Source organism: Cellulomonas chitinilytica (assembly GCF_016862675.1).
GTDB classification, from domain to species: Bacteria; Actinomycetota; Actinomycetes; order Actinomycetales; family Cellulomonadaceae; genus Cellulomonas; species Cellulomonas chitinilytica.
Genome location: NZ_BONK01000023.1, coordinates 14017 through 34109, shown reverse-complemented (window position 1 = coordinate 34109; position 20093 = coordinate 14017). Strand labels below are relative to the sequence as shown.

Below are 20093 nucleotides of genomic sequence, written 5' to 3'. Positions count from 1 at the left end.
CCCCCTCGCGAGCACCGTCCCCCTCGCGAGCACCGGCCCCCTCGTGGCCGTCGGCCGCCTCGTGACCGTCGGGAACGACGTCCGCGCCCCCCACGTCCGCGTCCCCCACGTCTGCCGGACCCCGGGGCGGCGCCGCAACCGCCGGCAGGACCGCGGTCGCGGTCTGGTCGGGCACGGGCGACCCTGCGGCCGCCCGCCCGCGCTGCGTGATCGCCAGCTCCTCGGCCTGCCGCCGCTCCCGACGCGTCTGCGGGGTCCGTTCACCCGCGCGCGGGGTGATCGGGGAAGCATCCATGACCGACCCAACGTACCTGCTGCACGGGCGCCGCAGGGCCCGTGGGTGCGGACGACGCCCGACCGGACGACAAGGTCGATGCCCGGCGGCCCACGTGGTGGGATGGGCCCATGCCGGACGACACGAGTACGCAGGTCACGGTCGCCATGACCGCGGGGCCGCTCGACGCGAGGACCGCCGGGGCGGTGCGTGGGCTCGCCGCGCGGGCGACCGCCGCGGACCGCGTCGCGCCGCTGTCGGAGCAGCCGCTGCTGTGGCTGACGGACCCGGAGCCGCCAGCCGTGCACGTGTGCGCGACGGACGCGTCGGGTGAGGTCGTCGGGTACGCCCAGGCGGACGTCGGCGCCGCGACCTGGGTGTCCGCGGAGCTCGTCGTCGACCCGTCCCGTCGCCGTACCGGCATCGGCTCGCGTCTGCTGGGCCGGCTGAGGTCGGAGGCGGCCGTGGTGCCGGGACGCACCCTGCAGGTGTGGGCGCACGGCGACCTGCCGGCCGCACGGGCGTTCGCGGGCGACGCGGGGATGGTGGTGGTGCGTGAGCTGTGGCGGATGCGCCTGGACCTGACCTCCCCCCGGCCGGAGCGACCGCTGCCTCAGGGCGTGCGCGTGCGTCCGTTCGTCCCGGGCCAGGACGAGGAGGCGTGGCGGCGTGTGAACTCACGGGCGTTCGCGTACCACCCGGAGCAGGGGCGCATGACGTCGAACGACCTGCGCGCCCGCGAGGCGGAGCCGTGGTTCGACCCGGCCGGCTTCCTGCTCGCGGAGCGCGAGGGCGCGCTGCTCGGGTCGGTGTGGACGAAGGTCCACCCGTCCGACGAGGGCCGCGACGACGGTCATGCCGCCGCGGTCGGCGAGATCTACGTGGTCGGCGTCGACCCGGACGCCCAGGGCCTGGGCCTGGGTGGCGCGCTGACGGCGCTCGGCCTCGACCACCTCGCAGCGCGCGGTCTGAGCAGCGCGATCCTGTACACGGGCGCCGAGAACACGGTCGCGATCCGCACCTACACGCGGCTCGGTTTCACGAAGGCGTCGGCGGACGTCAAGTTCGGCTACGGCACCCAGGGTTCACCCTCAGGTGTCACGATGAGCACATGACGGACGCCCCTGCCATCGACCCGTCCCTCGCGGCCCACATCGCCGAGCACATGGCGAGCGCGGACGTCGAGGAGACGACACCGGAGCTCGAACCGCTGCCTGACGACCGGTTCCTGGACCGCGAGCTGTCGTGGCTGGCCTTCAACCAGCGGGTGCTCGAGCTGGCGGAGGACCCGGACCTGCCGCTGCTGGAGCGGGTGCGGTTCCTGGCGATCTTCGCGTCCAACCTCGACGAGTTCTTCATGGTGCGGGTCGCCGGCCTCAAGCGCCGGATCGCGACGGGCATCGCGGTGACGGCGGCGTCGGGCCTGTCGCCCCGGCAGGTGCTGGAGGCGATCAGCGAGAAGGCGCACGAGCTGCAGGACCGGCACGCCCGCGTGTTCGCGGAGCAGGTGCAGCCCGAGCTCGCCGCCGACGGCATCACGCTGGTCCGCTGGGACGACCTGGGCGAGAGCGAGCAGGACCGCCTGCGCAAGTTCTTCCGCCGGCAGATCTTCCCGGTGCTGACGCCGCTCGCGGTGGACCCGGCGCACCCGTTCCCGTACATCTCGGGGCTGTCGCTGAACCTCGCGGTCGTGGTGGTGAACCCGTCGACCGGCAAGGAGCACTTCGCGCGGGTGAAGGTGCCGCCGCTGCTGCCGCGGTTCATCGCGGTGGACGCGAGCGGCCGCCCGTCGGCGCCGGACGTGCAGGCGGCGTCCGTCGAGAAGGGCCCGATGTCGTTCGTGCCCGTCGAGGACGTCATCTCCGAGCACCTGGAGCACCTGTTCCCGGGCATGGAGGTCATCGAGCACCACACGTTCCGGGTGACCCGCAACGAGGACGTGGAGGTCGAGGAGGACGACGCCGAGAACCTCCTGCAGGCCATGGAGAAGGAGCTGCTGCGGCGCCGGTTCGGCCCGCCGGTGCGGCTCGAGCTCGCCGAGGGCATCAGCCCGCGGATCCGCCAGCTCCTGATCCGCGAGCTCGGCATGGCCCCCGAGGAGGTGTACGAGCTGCCCGCGCCGCTCGACTACACGGGCCTCAACGTCATCGCCGACCTGGACCGCGCGGAGCTGCAGTTCCCGCGTTTCGTGCCGACGACGCACCGTCAGCTCGCCGAGGTGGAGAGCGCGACGGCCACGGAGGTGTTCGCGAAGCTCCGCGAGCGGGACATCCTGCTGCACCACCCGTACGACTCGTTCTCGACGTCCGTGCAGACGTTCCTCGAGCAGGCCGCGGCCGACCCGGCGGTGCTCGCCATCAAGCAGACGCTGTACCGGACCTCGGGCGACTCCCCGATCGTCGACGCCCTCATCGACGCGGCCGAGGCCGGCAAGCAGGTGCTGGCGCTCGTCGAGATCAAGGCGCGGTTCGACGAGCAGAACAACATCTCGTGGGCTCGCAAGCTCGAGCAGGCGGGCGTGCACGTGGTGTACGGGATCGTCGGGCTCAAGACGCACTGCAAGCTGTCGCTCGTCGTCCGTCAGGAGGCCGACGGTCTGCGCCGCTACAGCCACGTCGGCACCGGCAACTACCACCCGAAGACGGCCCGGCTCTACACGGACCTGGGTCTGCTCACGGCCGACCCGGAGGTCGGCCAGGACCTGACGCGGCTGTTCAACCAGCTCTCCGGGTACGCGCCGAAGTCCCGGTTCCACCGGCTGCTCGTCGCCCCGCGCAGCGTGCGCGCCGGCCTGGTCGAGCGCATCGAGCGGGAAGCGGACGCGGCCCGCGCCGGTGAGCGGGCGTGGATCAAGATCAAGGTCAACTCGATGGTCGACGAGGCCGTCATCGACGCGCTGTACCGCGCGTCGCAGGCGGGTGCGTCGGTCGACCTCGTGGTGCGCGGCATCTGCGCGCTGCGCCCCGGCGTCCCCGGCCTGTCGGAGAACATCCGGGTCCGCTCCATCCTCGGGCGGTTCCTGGAGCACTCCCGGATCTTCGCGTTCGCGAACTCCGTGCCCGACCCGGACGCGACGTTCGAGGGCACCGAGGTGTACATCGGCTCGGCGGACCTCATGCACCGCAACCTCGACCGCCGCGTCGAGGCGCTCCTGCGCATCGCGGACCCGGACCAGGTCACGGAGATCGTCGACCTCGTGGACGAGTCGATGGACGACGGCACGTCGTCGTGGCACCTGGAGTCCGACGGCACCTGGGTCCGGCACAGCCAGGGCCCGGTGGGCCCGCTCGTCGACCAGCAGGAAGCGCTGATCCAGCGGCAGCGGCGCCGCCCCGGCACGGGCCGGTGAGGGCAGCACGCCCGCCTGCCGTCGTCGAGGCGGCCGGTGCGCTGGTGTGGCGCGTCAGGACAGGCCGGCTGCAGGTCGCGCTCGTGCACCGGCCGCGGTACCGCGACTGGTCGTGGCCGAAGGGCAAGCTCGACCCGGGCGAGTCGGTGGTCCAGGCGGCGACCCGTGAGGTCGCCGAGGAGACCGGCCACGACGTGGTGCTCGGGATGCCGCTGCCGAGCCTCGAGTACGACCTGTCCGACGGGCGCCTGAAGCGGGTGCACTACTGGGCGGCGCAGGTCGCGGGACGGCCCGACGCGGCCGCTCTGCGGGCCCGCCCACCGGTGCCGCGGGCGTCGCGCGAGGAGATCGACCAGGTCCGCTGGCTCGACGTCGACGTCGCCGCGAAGCGGCTGACCCGCCCCGAGGACGTCGCCCCGCTCGCGGCGCTCGTCGAGGACCACGTGAAGGGGCGGCTCGACACGCGCGCGGTCGTCGTCGCCCGGCACGGGACGGCTCGTCGTCGCGCGGACTGGGACGGCACCGAGCTCGACCGGCCGCTCACGGACGCCGGCCACCGGCAGTCCCGGGCGCTCGTGCCGATCCTGTCGGCGTTCGGGGTGTCACGCGTCGTCACGAGCGCGTGGGCGCGCTGCACCGCGACGATGCAGCCGTACGTCGAGGCCGCCGGTGTCGAGCCGGAGGTGTCGACGGTGCTCACGGAGACGGCGCACTCGTCGTCCCCTGCGAAGGTCGCCGCCGAGATCGCCGAGCTGTTCACGTGGCCCGCCGACTCCGTCGTGTGCACGCACCGGCCCGTGCTGCCGACCGTGGTCGACGTGCTCGCGCAGCACGCCCTGCGCCCCGTCGCGGACGCGCTGCCGCGGCTCGACCCGTTCCTGCACCCGGCCCAGGTGCTCGTGGCGCACGTCGCGCAGACGCCGAAGGGGCCGCGCGTCGTGGCGACGGAGACGCACCACCCGGAGGACTGAGGGCACTCGGCCCGGCTGCGGGGCTCAGCCCGGCAGCGGGCTCAGCCCAGCAGCGGGCTCAGCAGGAAGTAGATCAGCGCCGCGACCAGGGCGGCGGCGGGGATCGTCAGGACCCACGCGGTCGCGATGTTCCCTGCGACGCCCCAACGCACCGCGGACGCCCGCTTGGTCGCTCCGACGCCCATGATCGACGCGGTGACCGTGTGCGTGGTCGAGACGGGCGCGTGCAGCACGAACGCGTTGAGGTACAGGACGGTCGCGGAGACCGACTCGGCGACGAACCCGCGGGCGGGGTCGACCTCAATGATCTTGCGGCCGAGCGTGCGCATGATGCGCCACCCGCCCGAGTACGTGCCCGCCGAGATCGCGGCTGCGGCGGAGATCTTGACCCACAGCGGGATGCCCGTGTCGGGGTCCGCCCAGCCGACGGTCAGCAGCGCGAGGTAGATGACGCCCATCGTCTTCTGCGCGTCCTGCAGGCCGTGGCCGAGGGCCATGGCGGACGCCGACACGGTCTGGGCACCACGGAAGCGGCGGTACGTCCGGCCCGGCGGGCGGTTCCGCACGAGCCACAGGACGCCGACCATCAGGGCGAACGCGCCGACGAACCCGACGATCGGGGAGAACACCATCGGCAGCACGACGCTGGTGTACACCGAGTGCCAGTACACGCCGAGCCCGCCCGCGAGGCCGGCCCCGACGAGCCCGCCGATGAGGGCGTGCGTCGACGACGACGGCAGGCCGAACCACCAGGTGATGAGGTTCCAGCTGATCGCACCGATGAGGGCGCACACGATGACGACGAGCGCCTGGTGCGGCGGCGCGTCGCTGAGGTCGACGATCGACGTCGCGATCGTCTCGGCGACGGCGGTGCCGAGCAGTGCGCCGGTGAAGTTCATGATCGCCGCCATGGTCAGCGCGACCCGCGGGGTCAGCGCCCGCGTCGACACCGAGGTGGCGATGGCGTTGGCGGCGTCGTGGAAGCCGTTGGTGTAGTCGAACCCCAGGGCGAAGAGGACGACGACGACGACGAGCGCGGTCTCCACCGGACCTCAGGACTCCTTGAGCGCGATGGTCTCGACGGTGTTCGCGACCTTCTCGAACGCGTCCGCCGCATCCTCGAGCTTCTCGACGATCTCCTTGAGCTTCATCAGCAGGACCGGGTCGGTGATCTCGTCGAACAGCTGCGCGAGCAGCTTGCGGTGCGACTTGTCCGCCTGGTTCTCGAGGCGGTTGACCTCGACCCAGTACTCCGAGAGCGAGTCCATCGAGCGCAGCCGCGGCATCGCCTCGGCGGTGAGCTCGGCGCAGCGCTGCAGGACGGCCACCTGGTCGGAGACCCGCGCGGGCAGCTCGTCGACCTTGTACAGGACGATCAGGTCGGCCGCCTCGTCCATGAAGTCCATGCAGTCGTCGAGGCTCGACGCGAGGTTGTAGATGTCGTCCCGGTCGAACGGGGTGACGAACGTCTGGTTGAGCCGCCGCATGATCGTGTGCGTCGCCTCGTCGGCGAGGTGCTCGGCCTCGGCGATCCGCTTGCCGATGTCCTTGCGGGTCGACCGGTCGGCACCCAGCATCTCCCCGAGGAGGTTCGCGCCGGTGACGAGGTGCTTCGCCGAGTCGGCGAAGAGGTCGAAGTACGTGGTGTCGCGCGGTGTGAGGCGCAGGCGCACAGCGGTCTCCGTGGAGGGGGTGTCGGAACGGGGTTCAGGCTAGGTCACGGCCGGGGGAATGCCTAACGGCCGACGACGACCACATGGACACATGGTGACAGCACGGCGACCGCTCGGGGTGCGGTTTCGATGCTGGGAGCAAGCGTCGAGCACGGGACGTCCGGGACGGCCGCGATCCCGTCGGGCATCCCGCAGGGCGCCCGTCCCGGGAAGGCCGGTGGGGGGAAACCGCAGCGCAACTGCGGGAGGCGAGGCGACGCCGGACCGCGGAGCGCCTCTCGGCGCGAGGCCGCTCGGAGCGGCTTGAGATGGAGCCCGGGGCTACCGCGGCCCGACGTCGTCGTCCACCATACGCCGCCGGGAGGCGCCGCCAGGTGTGCGTCAGATCACGAGCGTGCGGACCACCCGGTCGGACGCACGGCGGGTCCCCTACTCCAGCCGGCCGGCCCGCCACAGCGACGCGGCGTGCGCGAGCTCCTCGGCCGTCCGCACGAGCGAGGCGGCGCCCCGGGTGGTGCGCAGCGCGCCGGCCGGGTCGACGTCGTCGAGGTGGTCGGCGTCGAACGCGGCACCCGTCGCGAGCACCTGGCAGAACGCCGCCGCCCGCTCGAGCGCCACGGCGAGGTCGCCCGCGTACACGCCGGACAGCACCGCGTCCGCGACCGCCTGCACGTCCTCCGGTCCGGGGGCGTCGGCCACGCCGGCGACGACGTCGTGCACGGGCGCGGCGTGCACGCCCATCCGGTACCGCTCGGCGACGGTGCGCGGGTCGCGCAGCACCCACTCGCGCAGCACGTACAACCGCCACAGCGCGCCGGGGAGCGAGTCGGCGGGGCTGTCCGACCAGAGCTCCGCGACCATGTCGAGCCCCTCGGTCTCGACCAGGGCGACGAGCCGGGCGACGACGTCCGGGTCGGCGTTGGCCCGGCCCTGGTGGACGAGCGCCGCGGCCGTGGTGTGCGCCACCTCGTCGCGCAGCGCGGGGTCGAGCGCGCCGGGGAGCTCGTCGGCCTGCGCGGGGTCGAGCATCGCGGGTCGGCGCGGGCGGCGCGGCTCGCCGGTGTCCGTCATCGTCGCCTCCGTCCTCCTCGCGCACCGTCGTCGGGGTCTGCGCTCCGTCGGTGCCGTCCGGACGATCCTCCCCCGCCGCCCGCGCGCCGCGAAACCCCGCTCGACGTGCGTCGTCATGCCGCGCGGGCCACAGTAAGGAAGATCTCCCGGGACGGGCTCGGGGGCCAGGAGGTGCCCATCATGTCCCACGCGTCAGCGTCGCCGCAGGGGGCGGCAGCAGGGGGCGGCGAGTACCGCAGCCCGCACCACAGGAAGGCGATCGCCCTCGCGACCGCCGCCGCCGTCGGCGGGTTCCTGTTCGGCTTCGACAGCTCGGTCATCAACGGGGCTGTCGACGCGTTCGGGCTGCACTTCGACATCGGCTCGGCGTTGCAGGGCTTCGCGGTCGCCATCGCGCTGCTCGGCTGCGCGGTGGGCGCGTGGGCGGGCGGCCGGCTCGCGGACCGGTGGGGCCGCCCTCGGGTGATGTTCCTCGGCGCGGTGCTGTTCTTCGCGTCGTCGATCCTCACCGGCATCGCGTTCTCGATCTGGGACTTCATGCTGTGGCGGACGATGGCGGGCTTCGGCATCGGCATCGCCTCCGTGATCGCACCGGCGTACATCGCCGAGATCGCGCCGGCGGCACTGCGTGGCCGGCTCGGGTCGCTGCAGCAGCTCGCGATCACCCTCGGCATCTTCGCCGCCCTGCTGTCGGACCAGATCATCGCGTCGTCCACCGACCCGGCCGAGGGCCAGCTCGCGGCGTCGGCCGAGCTGTGGGGCCTGCAGGCCTGGCGGTGGATGTTCATCGTCGCGGTGATCCCCGCCACCGTGTACGGCATCCTCGCGCTACGGATCCCCGAGTCGCCTCGCTACCTCGTGTCGATGCGGCGCGAGCCCGAGGCGTACGACGTGCTGAAGGAGGTCCTCGGGCCCGACGAGGACCCGCAGGCGCGCATCGACGAGATCAAGCGGACGATCGCCGAGGACAAGGAGCACGCGCAGCACGCGAGCCTGAAGAAGCCGGACGGCAAGGGTCTGCTGCCCGTCGTGTGGGTCGGCATCCTGCTGTCGGTGTTCCAGCAGTTCGTCGGGATCAACGTGATCTTCTACTACTCGAACACGTTGTGGCAGGCCGTCGGCTTCGACGAGAGCGACTCGTTCATGGTCTCGACGATCACGTCGATCACGAACGTGGCGGTGACGTTCATCGCGATCGCCCTCATCGACAAGATCGGCCGGCGCCCGCTGCTGCTCATCGGGTCGGCCGGCATGGCCGCGTCCCTCGCGATCATGGCGGTCGCGTTCACGCAGTCGACGGGCTCGGGCGACAGCCTGACGCTGACCGGCTCGTGGGGCACGATCGCCCTGGTCGCCGCGAACGCGTTCGTCGTGTTCTTCGGCGCCACGTGGGGCCCGCTGGTGTGGGTGCTGCTCGGCGAGATGTTCCCGAACCGGATCCGGGCCGCCGCGCTCGGTGTGGCCGCGGCCGCCCAGTGGATCGCGAACTTCCTCATCACGATCTCGTTCCCGCCGCTGCTCGACAGGTTCGGCGCGTCGATCCCGTACCTCCTGTACGCGATCTTCGCGACGCTGTCGTTCTTCTTCACGCTCTGGAAGGTGCCGGAGACGAAGGGCGTGCAGCTCGAGGACATGGAGGGCATCAAGGTCGAGCGCGGCCGCCGGGGCAGCGCGACGCCCGTCTGACGAGCCCGGGTCCGTCCGTCGTCGGACCCGCCGGCCCCCGGTCCCCCGTGCTCACGGGGCGGCCGGGGGCCTTCGTCATGCCCGGCCGCGTTCCCGGGCCGCGGCCGTCGCGGTGCCTGCATGGTGCAGCAGTTGGCTCATGCAACCTCTTTGTCGTACAGTAATTGCTGCAGGCAACAAAGGAGCACGATGACCGCCGCACCGCCGACCGCCCCGTCGACCGCCCCCGCGACCGCCCTCGGGCACCCCTCGCCCGGCACCGACAGCCCCCAGCAGGAGCTGCTGCGTGCCGTCGAGCGCTTCGGCCGGGCCATCCGCGAGACGTCGTTCCTGCTGTCCAAGGAGTACCCCTGCTCGCGCGGGTCGGTGCCGATCGTGCGGATGCTCGAACGGCGCGGCACCATGCAGGTCAGCGACATCGCGGACGTGCTGCACGTCGACATCTCCGTCGCCAGCCGGCAGGTGAGCAGCCTCGTCGACGAGGGCTACGTCGAGCGTGCGGTCGACGACGGCGACCGCCGTGTCCGGACCCTGCGCCTCACGCCTGCCGGTCAGGTTCTCGCCACCGAGATGCGCGCCGGCCTCGACCGCAGGATGGCCGAGACGTTCGCCGGGTGGACGCCCGAGGACATCACCGCCTGCGCCGGCACGCTCGACCGGCTCACCGGCACGCTCGAGACGTCGACGCACGCCCCCGCACCCCGCGAGCCGACCGGGTAGGCGCCCGGCCCCCGCCGCTCTGCCCCTCACGACCCGCACCTCACGACCTGCCGACGACGCCGGGTCCGCCCCACCGTCCGCACCAGCACGAGAGCGAGCACCACCGCCGACATGAGCCAGACCACCAGCGCCCCCGAGGCCCCGGAGGCCGCGACCGGGTCCACCCCCGCCGCCGCCGCAAGCCCGGCCGCCGCCACGCCCGCCGCCACGCCCGCCACCACGCCCGCCATGACGCACCGCGAGATCCTCGAGTCGATGTCGGGGATCCTCCTCGGGATGTTCGTCTCGATCCTCGCGACGAGCGTCGTGTCGTCGTCCCTCCCCCGCATCATCACCGACCTGCACGGCGCCCAGTCGGCGTTCACGTGGGTCGTCACCGCCACGCTGCTCACCACGACGATCTCGACCCCGATCTGGGGCAAGCTCGCCGACCTGGTGAACCGCAAGCTGCTCATCCAGCTCGCGCTCGTCATCTCCGTGGTGTCGTCGGCCCTCGCCGGGCTGTCGCACACCACCGGGATGCTCATCGGCATGCGCGCCCTGCAGGGCATCGGCGCCGGCGGCCTGACCGCGCTCGGCACGATCCTCATCGCCGACATCATCAGCCCCCGCGAGCGCGGCCGGTACATGGGCCTCATGGGCGCCGTGATGGGCGTCGGCATGGTCGGCGGCCCGCTGCTCGGCGGCGTCATCACCGACAGCACGCTCGGCTGGCGCTGGAACTTCTTCATCGGCCTGCCGTTCGCGATCGCCGCGATCATCGTGCTGCAGCGCACCCTGCACCTGCCCGCACGGACCCGCCGGACCGTGAAGATCGACTACCTCGGCGCGTTCCTCATCTCCGCCGGCATCGCCACGCTCCTGCTGTGGGTGACGTTCGCGGGCGACAAGTTCGACTGGGCGTCCTGGCAGACCGCGGCCATGGTCGGCGGCTCGATCGTGCTGCTCGCGCTCGCCGTCTTCGCGGAGTCCAAGGCCGCCGAGCCGATCCTGCCGCTGCACCTGTTCAAGAACCGCACCCTCGTGCTGTCCGTCATCGCGTCGATCGCGGTGGGCATCGCCCTGTTCGGCACCTCGGTGTTCCTCAGCCAGTACATGCAGCTCGCCCGCGGCAAGACGCCCACCGTGTCCGGCCTGCTCACCATCCCGATGATCGTCGGCATGCTCGTCTCGTCGACGATCAGCGGCCAGCTCATCAGCCGCACGGGCCGGTACAAGCGGTTCATGGTCGCCGGCGCGACGATCCTCACCGGCGGGCTCGTGCTCATGGGCACGATCCACTACGACACGAGCTTCCTGCTCGTCGGCCTCTACATGGTGATCCTCGGCGTCGGCGTCGGGATGCTCATGCAGAACCTCGTCCTCGCCACCCAGAACACCCTGGCGATCCAGGAGGTCGGCTCCGGCACCGCGACCGTGGCGTTCTTCCGGACGCTCGGCGGCGCGCTCGGCGTGTCGGCGCTCGGCGCCGTGCTCGCCCACCACTCGACCGACCTCATCGTCAAGGGCGTCGTGCGGCTCGGCATCGACCCGTCGGCGCTCGGCGGCTCGGGGGCGCTGCCCGACCTCGCGACGCTCCCGACCCCGGTCCGGACCGTCGTCGAGCAGGCGTTCGGCGACTCGATCGCCGACCTGTTCCTCATCGCGGCGCCGATCGCGCTCGTCTCGCTCGTCGCCGTGCTGTTCCTCAAGGAGGTGCCGCTCGGTCGCCGGTCCGGCATCGAGCAGCGGCTCGAGAACCTGGCCGCCGAGGAGGAGGCGACGACGGGTGCCGCGCTGCCCGCTCCCGTGCTCGCGGCCGACGCGCCGGACGCCGTGGACGCTGTGGACTCCGTGCACGCCGTGGACGTCGTGGACGTCGCGGACGCCGTGGACGCCGTGGGAATCACCGTCGGCTCCGAGGACGGCGACCCGGTCGACGCGCTCGACCGTCGCTGACCGCGCGCCGCTCCCACCTCGACCGGTGACGCCGTGCCCCGCCTCCGCGGGGTGCGGCGTCGCCGTCGGCGGTCAGGTCAGTCCGTGGGCTCCTCGGCGCGACGCACCTCGGCGAGGTCGTCGTTCAGCCGGGCGAGCTGCGCCGCGAGGGCGTCGACGTCCTCGGTCGACCAGGACGCCAGGGCGCTGTGCAGGTAGGCCCGGCGGGCCTGCTGGGCGGACTCGAAGCGCTTGTGCCCCTCCTCGGTGAGGTCGAGGAGCTGCCCCCGGAAGTCCTCCGGGTCGGGGCGGCGGGAGATCAGGCCGAGGGCCGAGAGGCGGCTGAGCTGGCGCGAGATGGTGCCGCGCCCGACGCCGATGAACGTCGCGAGGTCGCTGGCCCGGACGCCGGGCGTCGCGACGATGTGGCCGAGCAGCACGTACGCCGACGGCTCGAGGTCGGGGTGCACCCGACGGGACAGCGCCGTCGACGAGGCCTGAGCCCTGCGCAGCAGCAGGCCCAGCTCACGCTCGAGCTGCAGGAAGTTCTCGTCGACCACGGCCACATCCTGACTGACGAGGCCGTCCGGCGGGCTCGTCTCGGGCAACGATCTGTGCAGGCGTCCAGTCCGACCTGGGTGCTAGCACCCAGAGTGACGCGTGGACACGTATCAACGGTCCCCGGGGACGCCGACGAGAGGCCGGGCCGGACCCTCAGGCCTCCCGGTCGGGAGTCCGGCTCAGTGGGACCCGGTGCGGCAGCTCAGTGGGACCAGGTGCGGCGGCGGCGGGCGATCTGGGCGATCGCGTGGACCCGGGCGGGGTCCAGCCGCGCGGGCATCCGGCGGAACACGCCGGGCACGTCGCTGCGGTGCACGACGAGCGGGTCGTCCTGCCCGGCGGGCCCCACGACCTGGAGGTCGCCCTGCACGACGACGACGCCGCGGACGCTGATGCCCGAGATGGCGGCCGCGACCAGGAGACCGTGCACGCGGGCCGCCTCGAGCCGCGCGACGCGGAGGGCCGCGACGGGGGTCCCGTCGACGACCATCTGCCGGCCGTCCACGACGACGGACGGTGCGGCCTCCGTCGGTGTGGGAGCCCCGGACGTGGTCTCGGAGCAGGTGTCCGAGAGGTCGGCCGGGGAGCCGGCCGACGGGCCGGCGGTGTCGGCCGCGCCGTCCGCCGGGCGGTCGGTCGGGCACGCCCGTCCGGCGTCGCGCCGCTCCCCGACGGTGAAGATGCCGCCGGGGCCGATGAGCAGGTGCTCGACGACGTCGCCCTGACGGCCGAGCGGGACGTCGCGGACGACCTCCCACCCCTCCTCGGTCAACCGGTCGAGACGGGTCCGGAGCGAGCTGCCGCGCCCCGTGCGGTAGCGGTCGTCAGGCACGTCGCGGGAGTCGGGGCCGAGCCATGCCTGCAGCGCCGCCTCGTCCAGCTCGTCGAGCGCGTCGGGCGCAGTGGTCGGCACGGGCAGCACGAGCTCGGTCACGTCGGCGCGCGCGTCGGTGCGGAGCCAGGCCTGGGCGGCGCGGCGCAGGCCGGCCTCGCGCTCGGGGTCGTCCGCGACGACCTCTCCGGACTGCAGGTCCACCGACCCGAGCCGTGCGCCGGTCTCCTCCGTGACGAACAGACGGTCGGCGCCGTAGCGCCTCCACCTGCGTACCGTCAGGACCTCTTCCACGCAGGCATTATCGGCAGGTCGCGGCCGGCACTTCAGTCATGTCAACCATCTGGACGCCGAGTGTCAGCGTGTCGGGTGACGACACGCCGACCCGCCTCGAATCGGTTCGAGACGGCCGCTCCGCAGGTGAGCGCTCACACCCGTGCGGCGCCGTCACCGGCGTGGTGACGGCACCGGCACCGTCGAGTCACACCTCCGGCGCAGCGGCCGCCGGCTCGAACGTCAGGCTCACCGAGTTCATGCAGAACCGGTCGCCCGTCGGCGTCTGCGGCGCGTCGTCGAACACGTGCCCCAGGTGCGACCCGCACCGCGCGCACCGCACCTCCGTCCGGACCATGCCCAGGCTCCGGTCGGTGAGCAGCTCCACACGGTCGCCCGCGAGCGGCGAGAAGAAGCTCGGCCACCCGCAGTGCGAGTCGAACTTGGTGTCCGAGCGGAACAGCTCGTGGCCGCACGCGCGACAGCGGTACACGCCCTCGCGCTTCTCATCGAGCAGGGCCCCCGTCCAGGGGCGCTCGGTGCCGGCCTGGCGCAGCACCGCGAACTCCTGCGGCTCGAGCTCGAGCCGCCACTGCTCGTCGGACTTGGTCACCTCGTAGGTCATCGGAACCTCCTTCGTGTCGCTGCAACATCGCACACGCGCCCGCCGTTCCCAGGTGCTGGTCCCGGGCCTCTCGCGGATCTCTCCGGGGACCCGCTTCAGCGACCTCCCCGCTCACTCCCGGCTGCCTCCCGGCTCCCTCCTGGACGCGCGACCGACCGCGCTACGGCGCGTCGCACCCCGGGAAAGTCCGGCACGCGGCACTCTGACCTGGAATGTCGTGAGTTCCCATGTTGACCGCCTACCCTTCGCCGTAGCGCATGCCGCCCCGGCGCGCCCCATCCGTCCATCCCGAGGTGCTGCGTGCCGTCGTCCGCTGCTCGCCGACGCTGGTCATTGACGCGCTACTTCGCCGTCGTGTCCGTCGTCGCGATGGCCGCGCTCGGCTGCGCCCTCGTGTGGGTGACGTCGAACGTGATGCGCGGGCAGGCGCTGCGCGACGGGACGGCGTCGGCGGAGACGCTCACGGCCTACACCGTCGGCTCCGTGCCCACCGACGCGTTCGCCGACGGGCTCGTGTCCCCCGAGGAGCAGGCGCGGATCGACTACGCGGCGACGGGGTTCGGCGACCGGCTCGTCGAGGTCCGGCTGTGGAGCGCGACCGGCACGCTCATGTACTCCTCGACGACGGGCGCGCGGCCCGGCTTCCCCGACAACGACCGCTTCGCGCACGTCCAGCGCTCGGGCTCCGCGGACGCCGAGGTGCTCGTCGACCTGCGCGACCACGACGTGCCGGGCGGCGCGGCGTCCACGATGCAGCGTCAGGTGCTCGACGTGTACGTGCCGGTCCGCGCGTCCGACACGGCAGGCCCGCGGGCGTCGGTCGCGGCCGACGGCACGACGGGCGCAGCCGGCACGACGGGCGACGCCGCAGCGACCGTCGCCGCGGGCGGTGGCACCGCGGCGGCCGACGAGCCGGCGCCGGGCGCGGTGGTCGGCGCCGCGGAGATCCTGCTCGACCACACCGAGACGGAGGCCGCGCTCTCGGACGCGGTCCGCACGGTCGGGCTCGTCGTCGGCGGCGGGCTCGTGGCGCTGTGGCTCCTGCTGTTCCGCACGGTCTTCACGACGTCGCGCCGGCTGCAGTCGACGGCTCTCGAGAACGCCCGGCTCGCACTGCTCGACTCCCTCACCGGGCTGCCGAACCGGCGCCTGCTCGCCGAGCGGATGCGGCGCACCGTCACCGCCGCGCACGAGGACGGCTCACGGGTCGGCCTCGTGCTGCTCGACATCGACCGCTTCAAGGACATCAACGACTCGCTCGGCCACGACCGCGGTGACGAGCTGCTCGAGCAGGTCGCCGAACGGCTGCGTGGCGCGCTGCGCGACGAGGACGTCGTGGCCCGGCTCGGGGGCGACGAGTTCGCGATCCTGCTGCCCGACGTGCGCTCGGTCGCGAACGCGGAGCGGCTCGCGCGCCGCGTCCGGGCGCTGTTCGTGCCGCCGTTCACGCTCGGCGAGCTGTCGCTGCACGTGGAGACGTCCGTCGGCGTCGCGTGCCTGCCGGACCACGCGCACGACTCGTCGTCGCTGATGCGGACCGCCGACGTCGCGATGTACGCCGCGAAGCACCACCGGACGGGCGTGTCGGTGTACTCGGCCGACGAGGACGACTCGTCGCCCGCGCGCCTGGTGCTGCTCGGCGACCTGCACCACGCGCTCGACCCCGAGCCCGACACCGAGCCCCAGCTCGAGATGCATTACCAGCCGAAGGTCGACCTGGGCAGCGGCAGGATCGTCGGCCTGGAGGCGCTCATGCGCTGGCGGCACCCCACCCGCGGCCTGCTCGCGCCCGGCATGTTCATCCCGCTCGCGGAGCAGTCCGGCCTCATCCACGACGTCACCCGGTTCGCGCTGTCGCAGGCGGTCGCCCAGCTCGCCCGGTGGCGGGACGAGGGGCGCGTCACGCCGGTGGCCGTGAACCTGTCCGCGCACGACGTCACGTCGTCGACGGTCGTCGACGTCATCGAGGGCCTGCTCGAACGGCACGGCGTGCCGCCGGAGCTGCTCGAGGTCGAGATCACCGAGACGGCGCTCGTGGCGGACCCGTCGCGTGTCGTGCCGGTGCTGAAGAGGCTCGGCAGCATCGGGGTCAAGGTCGCGATCGACGACTTCGGCATCGGGAACACCTCGATCGCGCAGATGCGGGACCTGCCCGTCGACGAGCTCAAGATCGACCGGCTGTTCGTCTCGGACCTGCGCGACGGCGGGCGGGCCGGCTCCGAGGTCGTCGTCCAGGCGATGGTCGACCTCGCGCACTCGTTCGACCTGCGCGTCGTCGCCGAGGGCGTCGAGGACCAGGAGACGGCGACCGCGCTGCGCCGCCTCGGCGTCGACCAGGCACAGGGCTTCTGGTACTCGCCGGCCCTCCCCGCGGCCCTGCTGCCCACGCTGAGCGACGTCCCGCGGCCCCGCCGGCCGCGACCGCCGGCCACGGCGGGAGCCCCCGTCGGCCCCGGTCGGACCGGCGCCGGGACGGGAACGCGAGGCTCGGCGACGTCGGGACGAGGGCCGCGAACCGCCGGCACCGAACCCCATCAATGAAAATCGTGCAGATCGCTCAAGTCCCCCGTTCCACCTGCCGATAACCACCGATGTGCCGTGATTCTCACGGTGCAGCACGACGCCGAACCCCAGAAGCCCGGAGGAGCACACCGCCGTGATGGACGACCTGCTGCAGGAGATGATCGACCCCGCGCCTGCGCCACGAGACGCACCGCGTCGCCGCAGGCTGTGGATGACGGTCGTGATCGTGGGGCTCGCGGTGGTCGGCGTCACGAAGCTGACGACGGCGGCGCTGTTCACCGACAACGCCACGACCGGCTCGGCGATCACGTCCGGGACGATCGACCTCACGACCGACGAGCTGACGCTGCCCGTGCTCGACGGCGGTCTCATGCCCGGCGACTCGGTCGTCGCCCCGGTCAACGTCACGAACGCGGGGACGCTCTCGTACTGGTACGCCGTCACGTACACCGCGACGGACACGGACACGCAGACCGGTGCCGGCACCGGCGCGGACGACGCGCACCTGTCCGACCGGCTCGTGCTCGACGTGTACGCCGACCTCGCGCAGTGCAGCGCACCCTCGGACACCGCGGGCGCCACACCGCTCGCGACGATCACCGGCCTGAGCACCTCGGAGGCCGCCCTGTTCGGCGACCGCACGACCGAGTCGAACGCGAAGAACCGGGTCCTCGGCTCCACGCAGGCCGAGACGCTGTGCGTCAAGGTGTCGTTCCCGTCGACCGACGACGACAACGCCTACCAGGGCACGGCGACCGCGGTCTCGCTGAAGTTCTACGCCTCGCAGACGGCTCACGGCTCCCACAAGTCCTGACCGGAGGCACGACCCACCGATGATCCGCCGATGATCCGCCCTGCCCGGCGCGAGCGTGCCGAACCCGTCGACCGACGGGTCGAGCACGCGACCGTGCTGCACGCCTCGACGCACCGCGCCCCGGTGCCGCCGCTGCGCCGGCTCCTGTCGGTCGCGCTGTGGACCGTCGTCGTGGTGGGTGGGCTCGCGTACGGGACGTCGCTCGCGGTCCCGCTGTGGTTCCAGGCCCACGAGCAGCGGCTGCTCGTGGTGACGTCGGGCTCGATGGCGCCGAAGTTCGACGCCGGCGACGCGGTCGTGATGCGGCGGATCACGGACGCGTCGCAGCTCAAGGTGGGTCAGGTCGTCTCGTTCTGGCCGCTCGGCTCCGAGACGCTCGTGACCCACCGCATCGTCGAGCTGCGCAGCATGCCCGTGCTCACGCAGGACGAGACGACCGGCACCATGGTCGCGCCCGGCGGCGCCGGGTCCGCCCCGGAGATGCGGCAGTACATCATCACGAAGGGCGACGCGAACCCGGTTCCGGACCCGAACGCGACCCCGTACACCCGGGTCAACGGGGTGATCCTCGGCGTGCACCACGGCTGGGGCTGGGTGCTGCAGTGGGCGGGCTCCGCGACGGGCCGGGCCGTGATGCTCGTGCCGCCGCTGGTCGGCCTCGCGACGCTCGAGGTGCTGTCGATGAGCGACACCCGCCGGCGGGCCCGGCGGGCGAAGAAGAGCGAGGAGCGGCGGCTCGATGCGCTTCTCCTCGGCTGACGGGGCGCCGCGGCTCACGGACCGGGCCGGCTGGACGCGGCTCGGTGCCGCCGTGCTGCTGGGCCTGGTCGCGGCCGTCGGGCCCGTGGTCGGGCACACGTCGGCGCAGTTCACGGACACGAGCGAGGTCGGGCTGGGGACCGTCGGCACGCCCGACGACTTCGCGTCGCCGACGCCCGGGGCGACGCCGGGCACGGGGCAGCCCACCGCGGGTCCGGGGAGCGGGAGCGACGACCCTACGGCGGGCGGGACCGACGACCCGTCGACGACCCCGGCCCGCCCGTCCGCCGGACCGGACCGCACCGGACCCGATCGCACCGGGCCGACGCCGAACCACCAGCGACCCCGCACCGCTCCCTGCGCCCGCTGACGCCGCCGCGCACCTGACGTACCCGGCGCCCGCCGACGCCGCCGACGCCACCGTCGACGGCGACGGCGACAGGCCCACGCACAGCGGAGCCGGGCACGTCCCTCCGCGTGCCCGGCTCCCCCGTCCCCCTTCCGGCACCGCCGCCCGTCGGGGCAGCGGTGTCAGGACCGCACGCCGCGGGCGGCGAGCAGCACTCCCGCCGGGTCGTACGCGAGCGACAGGGCGCGCAGCCGGCGGGCGACGAGCGGGGTGAACACGCGGTCGGCCCAGGCGCGTCCGGCCGTGTCGGTGAAGTTCGGCAGCGACCCCGACCGGGCCCAGGGCTCCAGACCGGCGGCGATGCGGACGGCATCACGGGTGACCGCCTGGGCGACCTCCGGGATCATGAGCCCGATCGTGAAGACCGAGAACGCGGCGTCGCGGTGGGCGAACGCGCACGCGTCACCCTCGCGGACACGCCCGCCGAGCTGACGGACCTCGACCATCGCCTGCGCGGACCGCGCCCGCGTGCCGACGAGCTCGACGAGGCGCTCGACGCCGTCGGGCCCGAGGTCGTCGAGCAGCATCGTGGTCTCGTGGAGCGGCATCGGGTCGACCGGGTCGGCGTGCACGTCGCCCAGCGCGTGGTACGGCATGACGTCGACGGAGTCGAGGACCGCGTCGCCCGCCGAGCGGATCGCCTGGATCATCTCCGCACCGACCCCCGGGTCACCGGTCCAGGCGAACCGGACGTGCAGCGAGACGCGGCCGCGCAGCGGCTCCGGGAACGGGTCCATGTCCGGCAGGCGCATGACGGCCACCGACGTGGTGCCCTCCTCGGGCAGCAGCTCGCACCACACCGCCCACGTGCGCAGCACCCGGTCGACGTCGTCGCCGACGAACCACAGACCGCCGGCGTAGATCTCCGGGAGGTCGACCAGGTCGATCTCGACGGCCGTGACGATGCCGAGGGACCCCTTGCCGCCGCGCAGCCCCCAGAACAGGTCCGGGTGCTCGGTCGCGGAGACACGACGGACCACGCCGTCGCCCGTGACGACCTCGAACGCGCGGACCGTGTCGGACGACAGGCCGTGCGACCGGGCCACCGGGCCGAGCCCACCTCCGGTGAGCAGCCCGACGACGCCGACGTCGGGCGACGAGCCGCACAGCGCGGCCAGCCCGTGCGGGGCGCACGCGTCCAGCACCCGCTCCCACCTCACGCCGGCACCGACCCGGGCCCAGCGCTCCTGCGGGTGGATCGTGACCTCGTCGAACGCGGCCGTGTGCACAAGGATCGCGTCGCGCATCTCCTCCGTCGCGCCGTGGCCGGTGCCCTGCACGGCGACCGGGGTGCCGAACGCGGCGGCCAGCCGCAGGGTGCGGCTCACGTCCATCGGGCTGCGGGCCTCGACGACCGCGACCGGGCTGATCGCGTGCGTGAGGTTGCTGGTGCGGGTGAGGGCGGCGTAGCGGTCCGAGCCGGGCAGGTGCACGTCCGTCACGACGTCCTGGAGCGCGCGGGCGGCGGCCGAGCCGGCCGGACGGTAGTCCGAGCCGATGAGGGAGCTGAGGATGGTCATCGTCGTCCTTCGTCGTCCTGACCCGGGTTCCGCGCGCACGGGGTTCCGCGCGCCTGTCCCGGGTGGTGTCCGAGGCGCCGTGTCTCGGCGCACGGGCAGAAGGGGACCTGCACATC

Annotated in this window: 18 protein-coding genes; 10 read left to right on the top strand and 8 right to left on the bottom strand. The window is 73.1% G+C overall.

The features are described from left to right. On the bottom strand, positions 1-295 hold a 295-nt coding region (locus Cch01nite_RS22330; RefSeq protein WP_203758724.1), incomplete at its 3' end, for a hypothetical protein. Between the two features lie 110 nt (positions 296-405). Between Cch01nite_RS22330 and mshD the strand changes: the two genes are divergently transcribed. From mshD to Cch01nite_RS22315, 3 genes are read left to right on the top strand one after another with little or no spacing between them, the layout of a single operon-like run. After that, the gene (mshD, locus tag Cch01nite_RS22325) at positions 406-1389 is read left to right on the top strand and encodes a mycothiol synthase (protein ID WP_203758723.1); all 984 of its coding nucleotides are present in this window, start codon (positions 406-408) and stop codon (positions 1387-1389) included. Further along, positions 1386-3623, top strand: a complete 2238-nt coding sequence (locus Cch01nite_RS22320) for an RNA degradosome polyphosphate kinase (RefSeq protein WP_203758722.1) — start codon at positions 1386-1388, stop codon at positions 3621-3623. The genes mshD and Cch01nite_RS22320 overlap by 4 nt, the downstream gene beginning before the upstream one ends. Next, a complete protein-coding gene (locus tag Cch01nite_RS22315) occupies positions 3620-4594 on the top strand; it encodes an NUDIX hydrolase (protein WP_203758721.1) in 975 nt (324 codons plus the stop codon). Before Cch01nite_RS22320 ends, Cch01nite_RS22315 begins: the two co-directional genes overlap by 4 nt. A gap of 41 nt (positions 4595-4635) precedes the next feature. On the opposite strand, the gene Cch01nite_RS22310 is transcribed toward Cch01nite_RS22315, so the two are convergent. From Cch01nite_RS22310 to Cch01nite_RS22300, 3 genes are all read right to left on the bottom strand, one after another. Next, positions 4636-5640 (bottom strand): inorganic phosphate transporter, encoded by a 1005-nt coding sequence (locus Cch01nite_RS22310; protein WP_203758720.1) that lies wholly within the window; start codon positions 5638-5640, stop codon positions 4636-4638. Positions 5641-5646: 6 nt separating this feature from the next. Then, positions 5647-6267, bottom strand: coding sequence for a DUF47 domain-containing protein (locus Cch01nite_RS22305; protein ID WP_203758719.1), 621 nt, complete (start codon positions 6265-6267; stop codon positions 5647-5649). Between the two features lie 429 nt (positions 6268-6696). Continuing rightward, the gene (locus Cch01nite_RS22300; protein ID WP_203758727.1) at positions 6697-7296 is read right to left on the bottom strand and encodes a hypothetical protein; all 600 of its coding nucleotides are present in this window, start codon (positions 7294-7296) and stop codon (positions 6697-6699) included. Positions 7297-7518: 222 nt separating this feature from the next. Between Cch01nite_RS22300 and Cch01nite_RS22295 the strand changes: the two genes are divergently transcribed. From Cch01nite_RS22295 to Cch01nite_RS22285, 3 genes are all read left to right on the top strand, one after another. Continuing rightward, on the top strand, positions 7519-9024 hold the full coding sequence (locus Cch01nite_RS22295; protein ID WP_203758718.1) for a sugar porter family MFS transporter: 1506 nt from the start codon (positions 7519-7521) through the stop codon (positions 9022-9024). A 189-nt stretch (positions 9025-9213) separates the two neighbouring features. Next, a complete protein-coding gene (locus tag Cch01nite_RS22290) occupies positions 9214-9744 on the top strand; it encodes a MarR family winged helix-turn-helix transcriptional regulator (protein ID WP_203758717.1) in 531 nt (176 codons plus the stop codon). Between the two features lie 228 nt (positions 9745-9972). Then, positions 9973-11682, top strand: a complete 1710-nt coding sequence (locus tag Cch01nite_RS22285) for an MDR family MFS transporter (protein ID WP_203758726.1) — start codon at positions 9973-9975, stop codon at positions 11680-11682. 77 nt (positions 11683-11759) lie between these two features. On the opposite strand, the gene Cch01nite_RS22280 is transcribed toward Cch01nite_RS22285, so the two are convergent. From Cch01nite_RS22280 to msrB, 3 genes are all read right to left on the bottom strand, one after another. After that, the gene (locus Cch01nite_RS22280; protein WP_203758716.1) at positions 11760-12221 is read right to left on the bottom strand and encodes a MarR family winged helix-turn-helix transcriptional regulator; all 462 of its coding nucleotides are present in this window, start codon (positions 12219-12221) and stop codon (positions 11760-11762) included. Positions 12222-12424: 203 nt separating this feature from the next. Beyond that, complete coding sequence (locus Cch01nite_RS22275; RefSeq protein ID WP_203758715.1) at positions 12425-13348, bottom strand: NERD domain-containing protein; 924 nt, start codon at positions 13346-13348, stop codon at positions 12425-12427. Positions 13349-13535: 187 nt separating this feature from the next. After that, entirely contained in the window at positions 13536-13952 is a 417-nt protein-coding gene (gene msrB / locus Cch01nite_RS22270; protein WP_203758714.1) for a peptide-methionine (R)-S-oxide reductase MsrB, read from the bottom strand. A gap of 333 nt (positions 13953-14285) precedes the next feature. Between msrB and Cch01nite_RS22265 the strand changes: the two genes are divergently transcribed. From Cch01nite_RS22265 to Cch01nite_RS22250, 4 genes are all read left to right on the top strand, one after another. Next, entirely contained in the window at positions 14286-16493 is a 2208-nt protein-coding gene (locus Cch01nite_RS22265; RefSeq protein ID WP_239071236.1) for a putative bifunctional diguanylate cyclase/phosphodiesterase, read from the top strand. A 118-nt stretch (positions 16494-16611) separates the two neighbouring features. Continuing rightward, on the top strand, positions 16612-17289 hold the full coding sequence (locus tag Cch01nite_RS22260; RefSeq protein WP_239071240.1) for a TasA family protein: 678 nt from the start codon (positions 16612-16614) through the stop codon (positions 17287-17289). Between the two features lie 30 nt (positions 17290-17319). Continuing rightward, positions 17320-18048, top strand: coding sequence for a signal peptidase I (locus Cch01nite_RS22255; protein WP_203758712.1), 729 nt, complete (start codon positions 17320-17322; stop codon positions 18046-18048). After that, on the top strand, positions 18029-18418 hold the full coding sequence (locus Cch01nite_RS22250) for a hypothetical protein (protein ID WP_203758711.1): 390 nt from the start codon (positions 18029-18031) through the stop codon (positions 18416-18418). Before Cch01nite_RS22255 ends, Cch01nite_RS22250 begins: the two co-directional genes overlap by 20 nt. 161 nt (positions 18419-18579) lie before the next feature. On the opposite strand, the gene Cch01nite_RS22245 is transcribed toward Cch01nite_RS22250, so the two are convergent. Then, positions 18580-19977, bottom strand: a complete 1398-nt coding sequence (locus tag Cch01nite_RS22245; protein ID WP_203758710.1) for an FAD-binding oxidoreductase — start codon at positions 19975-19977, stop codon at positions 18580-18582. Between the last annotated feature and the right edge of the window lie 116 nt (positions 19978-20093).